The sequence below is a fragment of the Providencia sp. PROV040 genome, from assembly GCF_032706145.1.
Lineage (GTDB): Bacteria > Pseudomonadota > Gammaproteobacteria > Enterobacterales > Enterobacteriaceae > Providencia > Providencia hangzhouensis.
Window position 1 is genome coordinate 4,177,027 of the sequence record NZ_CP120530.1, and the last position, 13,027, is coordinate 4,190,053.

Below are 13,027 nucleotides of genomic sequence, written 5' to 3' on the forward strand. Positions count from 1 at the left end.
TTATTCCAAATAAAGCATTTCAGAATATTACAATGTGTAAGTTTGAAGTGGCATGGAGAGTTTGAATGTGTGAAAAAATTAATAAATTCAATGATCTTTTAATAATGGAATGTACTTATTTTTAGTAATGTATACATAGCGTTATTTACACGCTACGTATTTGACGTGTATTTTCATTTAACTTAAGATGCACCTAATTCATTACGTTTGTCAATTTGGTGCATTTTGACAACTCTTTTAGCGCCTTTATCCCACCATATAGCACCTTTCTTACCACACTCCCCGAAATCTTGCAGGGTTACTTGCTGTGTATCGTACGGTATGTTGTATATTCGTATGCCCCAAATAATCCTGAATTAAACGCGTATCGGCACCTCTATCCGCTAATGCATAACCACATGCATGTCGTAACATGTGGGGATGAATACCTAGGGTCAGCTCAGCTAGCTCGCCAAGTCGTGAAAAAAGTTGATAAAAGCGCTGGCGAGTCATGGCAGTCCCTCTTTCAGATAAGAATAACCACTGGCTTTCTTTCCCTTTCCATGTATTTCTAATTTTTAGCCAAGCTTTAATGAGTGGGATCTCTTCATCAATCAGTGGGTGATTAACTGAAAAACCATTCTTTAAACGGTGTACATAAAGTTCATTACTTTCTAAGTTAAGATCAGATAATTTTAGCGATAGGGCTTCGCTTGCCCTTAGACCATGTATAAAGCACATATAAATTAAGCAAGAATTACGTTCGGGATGTCGCGACAAATGACAAGCAGCTAAAAGTCGAGATATTTCCTGTTGAGTTAAATACTTACGAGTGGACATGAACGTTTCCCTATTTAGTCAAAAAAGGTCAATCATATCTAAATTAATCGACCTAACATATTAATTTTTTTAGATAAATATAATGCCTTTATTCTATGAGTGAAATAAAAAATTATTTATTATCCGCCAAGTCGGTAATTGAAGACTAATTAACTAAAGTTTTATATTTGGTTAATCAATTTTTATTCTGTGTTATAAATGCGAGGGAAAAGGGATTATTTGCCTACGAAACAATACTTACTCGTCGATGAAAGCAGCTAATTTCCATTTTTCGTGCCGGCCCACTCACCATTCTACGAGTTGCTTTTAATGGCCCCATGTTGTTTTTTCCCGCTGTCTTTCTCCGAGTATTTTATGGTTAAATTCCTACCCGTTTCTTTAAAGGGAAAATTTCTTTAAGATGAAATGGAGTTAAGTCAAATAAAGTCACTATTAGGTTCCCATGAGAATACTATTAATTGAAGATCACCTAAAAACCCAAGTGTGGGTCAAAAATGGGTTAGAAGAAGCGGGTTTTCTCGTTGATGTGACTAATGATGGTCGCGATGGTCTCTATTTTGCCTTAGAAAACAGTTATCAATTGGTGATCCTCGATATCATGCTGCCTGGTATGAATGGCTGGGAAATTTTAAAAATCTTACGCACAGCTAAAAACATACCGGTGATTTGCCTCACTGCGCGGGATGCCGTTGATGACAGAATTAAAGGTTTAGAGCTTGGTGCCAATGACTATCTCGTGAAGCCGTTTTCGTTTTCTGAATTATTAGCTAGGGTTAAAAACCAATTAAAAATTAACCAGCCAGCCTCAACCACCATAACTATTGCGGATTTAAAAATCGACTTAACTCGCCACGATGTTGAGCGGGCTGGAAAGAAAATCACCTTAACTCGGCAAGAGTTTTCCTTATTGCTGTTCTTCGTTCTACATTGCGATGAAATTTTACCTAGAACCTTAATTGCTAGCGAAGTTTGGGGCATCGATTTTGAAAGTGACACGAATATTATTGATGTGGCTATCCGTCGATTGAGAAAAAAAATCGATGATGAATTTGACGTTAAACTCATCGAAACCATTCGAGGGATGGGATACCGTTTAAATAGGCCAATAGAATGAAAAAGAAATCACTTCGATTCAAACTTATTTCTCTGTTTATCATTCTTATGGTTACTAATGCTGGAGTGGTGACATGGATTTTGTATCATTCACTCAAAAATGAACTATCTCAACAAGATAATAATTTACTGGTTAACCGTGCGGAGCAGCTTGCCAAACTCATCGCTGGTGGCATTGATATCAAAACACTTCCCATGTATTTCCAAAGCATGATGGACATGCGCCAAGACTTGATCCAAATCTCTGATGCAGCAGGGCAAATATTGGTCACAACCAATCGCGAGTTATTGGGCTCCCAACCTCTTCAGTTAGTCAATCTTGAGCAGCTAAATATCAATGCCATTAACCATTGGCAAACTGCTCAAGGCATCCCTATTTCTGCGGTCTATTTTTCGATGAATTCTCCAATAGGGCCGCTCCATGTGGTACTTGGTAAAGTTTCTGTCGACCGTAGTGGCGTGTTGGCTCAATATCTCACCCAAAGCGTGGTGATTTCTGTCCTCTCAATTTTGCTGATGGGGCTACTTAGCTTATGGCTGTTGAAAAAAGGGTTATCCGACATTCAAGCATTGAGCCAGATAACGGTCAAAACAGACGTTCATGCATTAAATGATCCAATCGATATTGATCAGCTACCACAAGAGCTAAAAGAGCTGGGCGAATCAATGAATACGATGCGCCAGCGGTTAAAGCATGATTTTGTCAAACTTACTCAATTTGCTGATGACTTGGCGCATGAGTTGAGAACCCCAATTAATGCGATTCGGGTACAAAATGAAATTACACTTCAGCGCTCGCGCAGTGTTAGCGAATATGAAGGGATGATAGTCAGTAATATTGAAGAGCTCGATAAACTGTCACAAATGATCCAAAGTACTTTGTTTATTGCCCGTGCGGAAAATAAAAATATTACCTTAAATCGAGAAAAACTTTCTTTATATACGTTAGTTAACGATGTTTACGAACTCTTTTCTGCCTATGCAGAAGAAAAACAGATTGAGCTGTATTGTGAGCCCTCATCCCTGACTCTGGATGCTGACCCAGTATTACTCAGCCGAGTTTTAGTGAATATTGTCTCCAACGCGATTAAATATTCTCACCCAGGCACTCGCGTCGTTACCCAAATTATTGCGCTGCCGCAACAGCGAGAAATTAAAATTACTAACCAAGGTGAACCTCTACAAAATAGTGATGAAATTTTCACCCGTTTTTGGCGCGGGGATAATGCTCGAACGACAGAGGGAACAGGACTCGGGTTAGCGATTGTGAAAGCGATAGTCGAATTACATGGCGGATCAGCGAGTTTTGAACACCATGCAGGAACTAGTACCATTACCCTGAAATTTCCTACAATTAAGTAAGATGACAAATTTGTCATCTTACTGTCAGCCACTTTTGTCGTACTTTCGGTATAACTAATTTCATATCCTTTTTGCTATGGAGCGCATGATGAAAAAGTTACCTAAAATTCCCGCATCTCAAATCACGGATGAAACCCTCTTTTTTATGAAACGCCGTCAGCTACTTAAGGCTTTAGGTATTGGAGCTGCAGGTTTAACCGTTGCGACGACGGCTAATGCAGGGCTGTTTTCTTGGTTCAATGACGATACGCCAACACCTCCGATGACGCCAAGAAAACCTCTGACATTTATTCAACCTGAAGAGTTTCAGCCATCTTTAACCCTCACCCCTGAAGATAAAGTGATTGGTTATAATAATTTTTATGAATTTGGGCTCGGTAAATCCGATCCTGCCGAGAATGCCCATACTTTAGTCACGGATGAGTGGACGGTGACAATAGATGGCGAAGTGAATCGTCCCCTGACGCTTAATTTAGATGACATAAACACTAAGTTTCCCTTAGAGGAGCGCATCTATCGCATGCGCTGTGTTGAGGCTTGGTCGATGGTCATTCCATGGGTTGGCTTTCCTTTAGCGAAATTATTGGCTTTAGTCGAACCTACTAGCAAAGCTAAATATGTGGCTTTTGAAACACGCTACGCACCAGAACAAATGCCAGGACAAAAAAGTCGTTATATTGGTGGTGGTTTATCGTACCCCTATGTTGAAGGGCTACGCTTAGACGAAGCTATGAATCCACTGACTTTGCTGGCGACCGGCGTTTATGGAAAAACATTACCCAACCAAAACGGAGCACCGATCCGGTTGGTCGTACCATGGAAATATGGCTTTAAAGGGATTAAATCTATCGTCAAAATTCGCCTTACTGAGCAAATGCCTGACACGACATGGAACTTATCAGCGCCGAGCGAATATGGCTTTTTTGCCAATGTGAATCCAGATGTAAGCCATCCTCGTTGGTCACAAGCCACCGAACGTTTTATTGGTGCTGGGGGCTTAGGCCAAGTGACCCGCCAGCCAACATTGTTGTTTAATGGATATGGCGAACAAGTGGCAAGTTTGTATCAAGGAATGGATTTGCGGAGATATTATTGATGCCCCAAGACAATAAGTTCATTGTTGGATTAACCAAAGGGAGCTTTCATCTTATTGCTTTGCTCCCTTTGGTATGGCTGATTTTTTTAGTCGATACCCAACGGCTTGGAGCCGACCCTGCCAAAGATATCCAACATTTTACAGGAATAGCGGCTTTACGTTTGCTCGTTATTATTGTACTGATCCCACTGGTTGCGAAATTATTGCGATTTACCGCATTGTTTCAGACGCGAAAATTACTGGGGTTATGGTGTTTTTTCTGGGCTGTGCTGCATTTAAGTAGCTATCTATTACTGGAAATTGGCGTAAATAATTTGGCGCTATTTTTCGAAGAGATTTTTTCGCGGCTCTATTTAGTGATTGGCGCGATAGCTTGGTTGTGTTTATTGTTGATGGCAGTCAGTTCATTCAACCGTATACGCCTTTATTTGGGCGTATGGTGGAAAAGAATTCATATGCTGCTTTACCCTACGCTCATATTGGCGCTTTGCCACTATACTTTGTCATTAAAAACCTTAACACCTGAACCATTTATCTATTTAGCCATCGTGGGAAGTGCGTTTGCTTATCGCATGCGGAGCCAGCAAACACAACGAATAAAATCTTAATAAAGGTTGACGTGCTTTAATTGTATTCCTACCTGATATTATCAAATGCCGGTACTGAAGTTTCTCAGTATTAGGCATTCACTTTATCAAAGCACAAAATTACATGTGTGAAATATAATCTCTTAATACTCATTATTAGTGTAATAAATCCCCTGATTTTTAGACTGTGTTGGAATTTATTGGGTGCTAGTGATGATTTCTGTGGTATATAATTTCGATTATAAATTTTACGGTAATTTATAATTAATTTGTTGGTGTTTGTAAATAACAAGGTTAAGATAAATCTTAAAAAAATCTCATATAATTTACAAACACAAAATCTGAGTAAATCTACTTTTTTAAGTTGTATTTCGTGGTTGAAATTTAACCATAAAATACATCTCATTAGTAAAAAATATGTTTTAATATTTTTAAGTGTATCAAAATGTAATTTTTGGGGTGGTAAGCTTTGGTTTTTAATCTATAACATACTGTTATTTATATTATTAATTTAAGTGTGATTTTTTTTTGTTACATTTCTCCTATATTAATAGAGCGATAAATGTTTTTAATAGTAATCAATTTGCTCTATCGATTATACAAAATAAATAATCAGACATATAATAATCAAAAATTTTAGGACGGTATCTATGGTTCAGATTGGTGCCTATAATTAATTTTTAATATAAAGGTTAAATTAAATGACTTATTTTTCTAATGAGATAAATAAAGAAATAGGGCAGTATCTGAGAGGAATTAGAAAAGAGCGAAACTTAACAGGGGAAGAGTTGGCAAAAAGATTGAATATTAGTCAACAGCAGATATCTCGATATGAAACGGGAAAAACAAAACTGACATTTGAAATGATGGACACAATCCTTTTGATATTCAATAAGTCATGGAGAGACCTTTTTAATCATGTAATAGATAGGTACGATAATGAAAGATTACAATGTATTATAAAAAATGAAAATAATTATTTTGCTATCTTAGATAAAGACACTAAAAAAATGTGGCGTTAATTCAGTTAATAAAAATCTAACCTATTTTACAAAGTGTAATCAATAAATATAACTTGTATATATGATAACTTTATTAAAAATAATCATTAATTTAATTAAAAATAATGATTATTTTTATCTAAAGTTGTTATTAACAACTATTTGGCGAAACATACATTATACGAGTATTATACAGGATTAAATAATCATGAAATTGAATAAATTTGTAATGGGTGCTGTATTTGCATCAGGCTTTGCTTCGTTCGCAGCAATGGCTGCTTATACTGGTACACCTACTAACGGTACTATCGAATTTTCAGGTGAATTAGTGAATTCTGCTTGTGGTTTAAGTGAAGAATCAAGTCCTGTAAAAGTAAACTTTTATCAGATCCCTGTTTCTAATTTAAAAAATGGTGAGCGTGCAGGTAATATCAAGAAAGATATCGTTCTGCAAGGGTGTGATACTACCGTTGCACAAACTGCAACTGTAACTTATACACCATCAACTATTAACCCTAATGATAATACATTAGCGGCGTTCACTTCAGGTACTGCAAGTGGTGCTGGTATCGGTTTAAGAGACAATGGAAATAAAGATGTTGTTTGGGGACAAGCTTCTACAGCAGTTAATTTAACTGATGGTAAAACTGCAATTCCATTCGTTGCTTATTTAAAATCTGATAATGCATCTAATGCAGTAACTCCAGGTAGCTTTGATTCAACCATCAATTTTAAAATTGATTACCAATAATTTGTAATTGATTTTATACCAAGATGCGGAGTGTTAAATACTCCGCATTAATAAAATCTACCAATAACTAAATGGTATTATCCATGACTATTCGGGTTGCAAAAATAGCACTAGGCTCTAGTTTGCTATGGCCTCTATTAAGTTGGGGAATGATCGCCAATAACACCCCTGGTGATATTGTAATGCAAGGTGAATTAATAGAAGCCTCATGTACGATTGATCCTGAAAGCCGAGAACTTTGGGTTAATTTTGGTGAAATCAGTGCCCGAGAGATCACTCCTGAAGTCAATATGCTGGTGAGTAAGAATTTTGCTATAAAGCTCGTTGGATGTACGTTGCCTTCTAATGATAAAGGTAGTGCATCACGCGCGCAAATAACCATGATGGGAACATCTGTTAATGATGATCAACTTTTACAAGTAAGCGGCGATTCAGAGGGGTTTGGAATTCAGTTTAGAGACTCTCACGGCGAAATACTTAAACTTAATAGAAAAATGCCGGATTACACATTATTAGAAGGGCGCAATAGATTAGATTTTACTGCAATTTTAGTTGCTTATCAAAAGCATATTAAGGCAGGTGATTTCGCTGGAGTTCTAAGGTTTAGAATGGATTATTTCTAAAGCTAATAATAATTACATATAAAAGAGAATTGAGCTAAATCTCTAGCCTAATGAGTGAATACTGAGTAACTAAAATGATTATTTTAAATGGAAATATAAATAATATAAAAAAACTATTTGCAATATATATTGCAGTACTTTGCTATTCACCAAATATGTCTGCAAATGATCTTGTTGAGTTTAATGTTGACGTATTAGATGTTGGTGACCGTAACAATATTGATTTAACTCGATTCTCTAAAGATAATTTCGTATTTCCTGGGACATATTTATTAGATCTCTATATTAATGGACAATCATTGTCTCAGCAGAAGGTCACTTATATTACCGATCCTCACGATAGTGAAAAATCATTAGTTTGTTTTACCCCTAAGCAAATTGAAATGTTAGCGCTCAAAGAAGATGCGTTAAAAAAAATCCAAGCCATATCCCCTGAATGTTCAAATATTTTACCTATTTCAGGCGTTAAAATTAATAATCATGAAGGCAAACTGGATATCACTATTCCACAGGCATGGATGAAATATTCCGATCCTAGTTGGGTGCCGCCTGAGCGTTGGGATTCTGGGGTTTCAGGCCTTATATTTGATTATAACCTGACCGGGTCAGTTTCTCGTTCTTTGACGACACATACAAATAAACACTCATTATCAGCATATGGCCAAACGGGATTTAACTTGGGAGCATGGCGTTTTAGAGCTGATTATCAAGCTAATTATAACGAGCGTGGCGATAGAAAATTCGATTGGAACCAGTTTTATGCATATCGTCCTCTGATCCACATGGCGGCTAAGCTGACACTGGGTGAAATTTATCTAAGTTCTCAGGTTTTTGACACGATTCGCTTCACTGGTTTTAACCTTGCCAGTGATGAACGTATGTTACCGCCGAATCTACGAGGATATGCACCACAGATTAATGGTATCGCGAAAAGCAATTCAAAAATTGTTGTGACTCAAGCTGGGCGTGTCGTTTATGAAACGACGGTACCTGCGGGGCCATTCAGTATTCAAGATTTGCAAAGCTCAATCCGTGGAACCTTGGATGTCAAAGTTGAAGGTGATGACGGCGAGGTATCGACTTTTCAAGTTGATACGGCAAATATCCCTTATTTAACTCGCCCGGGTTATGTGCGTTACAACGCTTCGGTCGGTAAGCCATCTCGATTTAATCACAAGCCTGAGGGGCCAATGTTTGCCACGGGAGATTTCTCTTGGGGGCTGAGCAATAACTGGTCACTCATTGGAGGCCTACTTTTTGCGGGTAGGGATTACACCGCAATATCTGCTGGGTTAGGGCGCGATTTATCTATATTTGGTGCACTTTCTGCAGATATCACACAATCCATTAGCCGAATGCCGGGTGATAACACACAAACGGGTTCTTCTTATCGTCTGAGTTATTCAAAGTCATTTGATGAACTTAACAGTACGATTACTTTTGCGGGTTACCGCTTCTCGCAGGATAAGTTTAGAACGCTGTCGCAATATTTAGATGAGCGTGAAAACAAATATCTGGGTATTGGCCGTCAAAAAGAGATGTATACCGTTACAGGGAATAAAACTTTTTGGGCGGATGATCCTGATTGGAGAACGACAGTATTCTTAACTTATACCCATCAGACCTTTTGGGACCAAACATCTCAAGATAGATATGGCTTATCCGTGGGGCGAACATTTCGTCTAATGGGCATCAATGGTGTCTCAACCAATATTGCGGCTTACCGTTCTGACTATCGAGGTCGACGTGACGATAGCATTTCACTTTCGGTTTCAGTGCCTGTTGGTGATAGCCGTTGGGCTGGATACGACTTGCAAAATAGTGGTAGTAAGACCAGCCATATGCTGTCTTACAGTGATAACAGGGATACGAATAATTTATGGCGAGTTAGAGCCGGCCGAAGCAGCGATGATCGCGTCCGGTTTGATGGATATTATCAAAAACGGACGCAACTTGCTGAAGTTAATACCAATGTGAGCTATCAAGAAAGACAAACGGCATCGATCAACGGGACATTGCGCGGTGGCTTCACTGCTACTAAGCATGGTGCTGCATTGCATAACAGCACCGGTACAACGGATACAGCAAGAATTATGGTCGATACCAACGGTGTTGGTGGCGTGCCGTTTAACCATGAAAAAACGCGAACTAACTGGGCTGGTATTTCTGTTGTGCCTGATATTGTCAGCTATTACAGCTTCGACACACGTATTGATGTCGATAAGTTAAAAAATAACGTTGATACCAATAAGGCGATCGCAACCTCGACATTAACAGAAGGGGCAATCGGTTATCAGCGATTTGATGTTGCACAAGGTGAAAAGCTCATTGCCACCATTCGTTATAACGATACGGTACCTCCGTTTGGTGCTGATGTGACAAACGCGGATGGAATTAACATTGCCATGTTAATGGAAAATGGGTTGGCGTACTTGATGGCAGTAAATCCTAAAGAAACGTTAACAGTATCTTGGGGTGGAAAAGCGCAATGTAAAATTCAACTGCCTGAAAAAATAAATTCGGGCATGTCAGTTTTGCTGCCTTGCCAATAATGTAATGACAGTTTGAAAAAGTATTCTATAAGGTAGAGAAAATGGCGATTCGTATAAATAAATGGGTAGGTGGTTTGCTAGTTATGATGGTTGGCGTAGGGCAATCATATGCAGGTATTTCACTGGATAGAACGCGACTGATTATTACAGGCGATGAAAATTCTGCGAGTGCTAATTTATCAAACACCAGCTCAAGTATTCCTTTTCTTGCTCAGTCATGGGTTGAAGATGCCAATGGAAAAAAAATTACATCGCCATTAGTTGTATTGCCCCCATTACAGCGCATTAATGGGGGGCAAAAAGGGGTTGCTCGTGTTTCAAAAACAGCCGAGATAGATAAGTTACCTCAAGATCGTGAAAGTCTATTTTATTTAAATGTGCGCGAAGTTCCGCCAAAACCCGATAAACCGAATGTTTTACAGTTAGCGATGCAATCGCGTATTAAATTATTTTATCGGCCGACAGCCATTATTCCTAAATCTAGAAGTGCGGTTTGGCAAGACCAAGTCATATTTTATAAACAGGGAAATAACTGGCGTGCTGAAAACCCAACACCTTATTTTGTAACCATTATTAGCCTTAATAATAAACCAGTGGCAGAAGGTGGAAAAAAACTAACCGATTTTCCAGGAGTGATGATTGCCCCTAAATCGCATCTCGATATTAAGGTCAATAGTTCAGGCGAGAGTTTCACCATGATGTATGTGAATGATTATGGTGGTCATCCAGAACTTAAATACAGTTGTAGCGGAAATACGTGTAAAGCGTTACCACCAGAGCAACAGATTCGCTAGGAGTATTGATATGAACATTAGGTGCTTAGGGATCGTGTTATTGGGATTAGGAAGTTTCTCCGCAGTTGCAGAAATTGCGGATGAAAAGCTGTCTCGCCAAACATTGCTAGACGTACATAGTACTGTGCATTTGACAGGAAGCGTTTATGCATCACCTTGTGTTCTTGAATTAGAAACACAAGAGCAGTATGTCGATTTAGGTGACATCAATGCCAGAGAATTTCACCGCATTGGCGATAGAAGTACTCCTGTTGCATTTAATATTCGGCTCAAAGATTGCCAACGCGGGGCATCCAAGTCATTTGTGAATGCTGCTGGAGAGGCAACTCAAAATGCTCAGCGTTATTACTTGACGGGAGAAAGCGCAGTTTCATTGAGTATTGCGGGAGATACGGATTTTTTTAACCCTGAACTTGTGCGAGTTACAGGCGATGTTCGAGGCGCAGGATTACGTATTTCCAGTAAAGATCATCAAAACTTAATGGTCAATCAGCCAACAAGTTCATGGGTGATCAAACCTGGTGATAACAACATTACACTTAATGCCTCATTGGAATCTACAGCACAGTCTGTTTCAGCGGGAACTTTTAGCGGATTAGTTAGGCTAAAACTGGAGTATTTATAACCATGTTTGTATCCAACAACAAAAAACTAAAAGATATGACTATTGTGGCCGGTCTACTCACAATAGGGTTAATGCCGTTATCTGCTTTAGGCTTTCCTCACGGCTCCGCTATACCTGATGGGGGGACTTACACATTCGAAGCGACAATGAATAATCAGCTACTGGTCAATGAGAAAGATGCTGAAACAGTATTCAATTTTGATGTGGGTAACTGGCCTTTTTTCGATATTTACTGCCAAAGTTATATGAAGCCAGGAGGTCCTGGAAATTCAGATCCTGATTCAGGAATGACATTTGATTTAATGTCAACCATTCCTACATCAATGCAAAACCCAGGGTACCTGAACCTTAATGAATATTTTGATGTAAAAGTTGAAATTCAAATAGGGGGAAGGGTTGGTCAGAAAGTTACTGTCCCAGTGAAGGATATGTGGAATGGGGGATCTGACCCAATAGAGTGTACACCACCGAGTGTTAATAGCCGTGACTATGGCGTCGAGCTACGGACAGGGTCGAGTGGGACAATCACGTTTAGGCTGAAAAAACCGATTATTAATGGCATTACCATCAACCAAGCTGAGCTGGTACAGGTTTTTGCCAAAAAAGGCAGCCCAGCGAATGGCAGTACAGCTTATGCGCCAATCCCTTCAACTCGGGTTGTTTTAGGAGCAGGGATCATCACGGTTGCTGATGAGTGTACGATTAATGAAGGTAACCCAATTAATATTGATTTTCTTGATGTAGCAAATACGAGTGAACAGTTAAATGGAATTAATTATGCTCAGCCCTTTAAGATCCCAGTCAAATGTACTGGTGGAAGTTTTACGACAGGTGATTTAAATATCAAGCTGTCACTCTTACCGGGGGCGTCAGGCAGTGCGGATTTTAACCCTGATTATTTCGGTACGTTAAAAAACGGCGTGAAACGCACAAATCTTGGCATTGTGGTGACTGATAATGTGGCGGGTACATTGGTAAAACCGAATCAAGCATACCAAGTGCCTGACTTTATTAATAACCAAGGTACCTGGAACTTAACGGCTGCGCCAATAGCTGCGCCTGGTAGTAGTGTGGAAGAAGGTGAATTTACAAGTACCGGGACAATCCTTGCTGAATTCCAATGAGGCCGATCATGCGAAATAATAATCAGATAAAGCGTACAAAATATTTATTGTCGATTGGCTTATATTTATTAGTCTCGGGGCCGATGAGTGCGAGTGTGATCCCAACTAATATGGGAAGCTATTCATTCAGAGGCATGGTTATTGCTACGCCATGTCAGATAGCGCCTGGAAGTGAGAAGGTCCCTGTTGATTTTCAACAAATCTCGGTCAAAGATCTTTATAAAGAAGGCAAATCGAAACCTTTAAATTTCTCAATTCATTTAACGAATTGTAATACGACTATATTTAAATCGGTGACAGTGACTTTTAATGGAATTGAAAATAAGAATCTTCCTGACCATCTTGCGATTAGTGACCAAAGTGAAGCTAGCGGAATCGGTATTGGGTTATTAAACTTAAATGAAACACCCATAGAATTGAATACGCCATCATTAGCACAAAATCTGGCAACAAATAATACGGAAATTCAATTTAAGGCTTATGTCGAGGCTGAGCCTGAAGCGAGAATTAACCAAACGATTACCTATGGGAATTTTTATAGTACTGCGTACTATACATTAAATTATCAATAACGAATGAA

The 13,027-nt window shown here is 38.9% G+C and carries 13 protein-coding genes; 12 read left to right on the forward strand and 1 reads right to left on the reverse strand.

Annotated features, from left to right (window positions below; all coding sequences use genetic code 11):
- Positions 1 to 270: 270 nt before the first annotated feature.
- Positions 271 to 819, reverse strand: a complete 549-nt coding sequence (locus tag P3L40_RS19470) for a tyrosine-type DNA invertase (protein ID WP_014657972.1) — start codon at positions 817 to 819, stop codon at positions 271 to 273.
- 442 nt (positions 820 to 1,261) lie between these two features.
- On the opposite strand from P3L40_RS19470, the gene P3L40_RS19475 reads away from it, so the two are divergent.
- The 12 genes from P3L40_RS19475 to P3L40_RS19530 all read left to right on the forward strand — a co-directional run bounded on the left by P3L40_RS19475 (position 1,262) and on the right by P3L40_RS19530 (position 13,019).
- Entirely contained in the window at positions 1,262 to 1,933 is a 672-nt protein-coding gene (locus P3L40_RS19475; protein WP_004259607.1) for a heavy metal response regulator transcription factor, read from the forward strand.
- A complete protein-coding gene (locus tag P3L40_RS19480) occupies positions 1,930 to 3,294 on the forward strand; it encodes a heavy metal sensor histidine kinase (protein WP_136135305.1) in 1,365 nt (454 codons plus the stop codon). The genes P3L40_RS19475 and P3L40_RS19480 overlap by 4 nt, the downstream gene beginning before the upstream one ends.
- Positions 3,295 to 3,382: 88 nt before the next feature.
- The gene (gene msrP / locus P3L40_RS19485; RefSeq protein WP_036958075.1) at positions 3,383 to 4,390 is read left to right on the forward strand and encodes a protein-methionine-sulfoxide reductase catalytic subunit MsrP; all 1,008 of its coding nucleotides are present in this window, start codon (positions 3,383 to 3,385) and stop codon (positions 4,388 to 4,390) included.
- A complete protein-coding gene (locus P3L40_RS19490; protein ID WP_094962363.1) occupies positions 4,390 to 4,998 on the forward strand; it encodes a sulfite oxidase heme-binding subunit YedZ in 609 nt (202 codons plus the stop codon). The genes msrP and P3L40_RS19490 overlap by 1 nt, the downstream gene beginning before the upstream one ends.
- Before the next feature lie 680 nt (positions 4,999 to 5,678).
- Positions 5,679 to 5,999, forward strand: a complete 321-nt coding sequence (locus P3L40_RS19495; protein ID WP_004259596.1) for a helix-turn-helix domain-containing protein — start codon at positions 5,679 to 5,681, stop codon at positions 5,997 to 5,999.
- Between the two features lie 187 nt (positions 6,000 to 6,186).
- Complete coding sequence (locus P3L40_RS19500; protein ID WP_004259591.1) at positions 6,187 to 6,729, forward strand: fimbrial protein; 543 nt, start codon at positions 6,187 to 6,189, stop codon at positions 6,727 to 6,729.
- A gap of 83 nt (positions 6,730 to 6,812) precedes the next feature.
- On the forward strand, positions 6,813 to 7,352 hold the full coding sequence (locus P3L40_RS19505) for a fimbrial protein (protein ID WP_168697638.1): 540 nt from the start codon (positions 6,813 to 6,815) through the stop codon (positions 7,350 to 7,352).
- Between the two features lie 74 nt (positions 7,353 to 7,426).
- On the forward strand, positions 7,427 to 9,904 hold the full coding sequence (locus P3L40_RS19510) for a fimbria/pilus outer membrane usher protein (protein WP_094962364.1): 2,478 nt from the start codon (positions 7,427 to 7,429) through the stop codon (positions 9,902 to 9,904).
- Between the two features lie 41 nt (positions 9,905 to 9,945).
- The gene (locus P3L40_RS19515; RefSeq protein WP_004259578.1) at positions 9,946 to 10,698 is read left to right on the forward strand and encodes a molecular chaperone; all 753 of its coding nucleotides are present in this window, start codon (positions 9,946 to 9,948) and stop codon (positions 10,696 to 10,698) included.
- A 10-nt stretch (positions 10,699 to 10,708) separates the two neighbouring features.
- Positions 10,709 to 11,323, forward strand: coding sequence for a fimbrial protein (locus P3L40_RS19520; RefSeq protein WP_181488749.1), 615 nt, complete (start codon positions 10,709 to 10,711; stop codon positions 11,321 to 11,323).
- A 2-nt stretch (positions 11,324 to 11,325) separates the two neighbouring features.
- Positions 11,326 to 12,447: a fimbrial protein gene (locus P3L40_RS19525; RefSeq protein ID WP_004259569.1), complete on the forward strand. Its 1,122-nt coding sequence runs from the start codon at positions 11,326 to 11,328 to the stop codon at positions 12,445 to 12,447.
- A gap of 8 nt (positions 12,448 to 12,455) precedes the next feature.
- Positions 12,456 to 13,019 carry a fimbrial protein gene (locus P3L40_RS19530; RefSeq protein ID WP_071585866.1) on the forward strand — a complete coding sequence of 188 codons (564 nt, stop codon included), beginning with the start codon at positions 12,456 to 12,458 and terminating at the stop codon, positions 13,017 to 13,019.
- The last annotated feature ends 8 nt before the right edge of the window (positions 13,020 to 13,027 follow it).

Excerpts from the sequence above, each read along its gene's own strand:
- P3L40_RS19470 (WP_014657972.1), bottom strand. The coding sequence starts at position 819 with ATGTCCACTCGTAAGTATTTAACTCAACAGGAAATATCTCGACTTTTA.
- P3L40_RS19475 (WP_004259607.1), top strand. The coding sequence starts at position 1,262 with ATGAGAATACTATTAATTGAAGATCACCTAAAAACCCAAGTGTGGGTC.
- P3L40_RS19480 (WP_136135305.1), top strand. The coding sequence starts at position 1,930 with ATGAAAAAGAAATCACTTCGATTCAAACTTATTTCTCTGTTTATCATT.
- msrP (WP_036958075.1), top strand. The coding sequence starts at position 3,383 with ATGAAAAAGTTACCTAAAATTCCCGCATCTCAAATCACGGATGAAACC.
- P3L40_RS19490 (WP_094962363.1), top strand. The coding sequence starts at position 4,390 with ATGCCCCAAGACAATAAGTTCATTGTTGGATTAACCAAAGGGAGCTTT.
- P3L40_RS19495 (WP_004259596.1), top strand. The coding sequence starts at position 5,679 with ATGACTTATTTTTCTAATGAGATAAATAAAGAAATAGGGCAGTATCTG.
- P3L40_RS19500 (WP_004259591.1), top strand. The coding sequence starts at position 6,187 with ATGAAATTGAATAAATTTGTAATGGGTGCTGTATTTGCATCAGGCTTT.
- P3L40_RS19505 (WP_168697638.1), top strand. The coding sequence starts at position 6,813 with ATGACTATTCGGGTTGCAAAAATAGCACTAGGCTCTAGTTTGCTATGG.
- P3L40_RS19510 (WP_094962364.1), top strand. The coding sequence starts at position 7,427 with ATGATTATTTTAAATGGAAATATAAATAATATAAAAAAACTATTTGCA.
- P3L40_RS19515 (WP_004259578.1), top strand. The coding sequence starts at position 9,946 with ATGGCGATTCGTATAAATAAATGGGTAGGTGGTTTGCTAGTTATGATG.
- P3L40_RS19520 (WP_181488749.1), top strand. The coding sequence starts at position 10,709 with ATGAACATTAGGTGCTTAGGGATCGTGTTATTGGGATTAGGAAGTTTC.
- P3L40_RS19525 (WP_004259569.1), top strand. The coding sequence starts at position 11,326 with ATGTTTGTATCCAACAACAAAAAACTAAAAGATATGACTATTGTGGCC.
- P3L40_RS19530 (WP_071585866.1), top strand. The coding sequence starts at position 12,456 with ATGCGAAATAATAATCAGATAAAGCGTACAAAATATTTATTGTCGATT.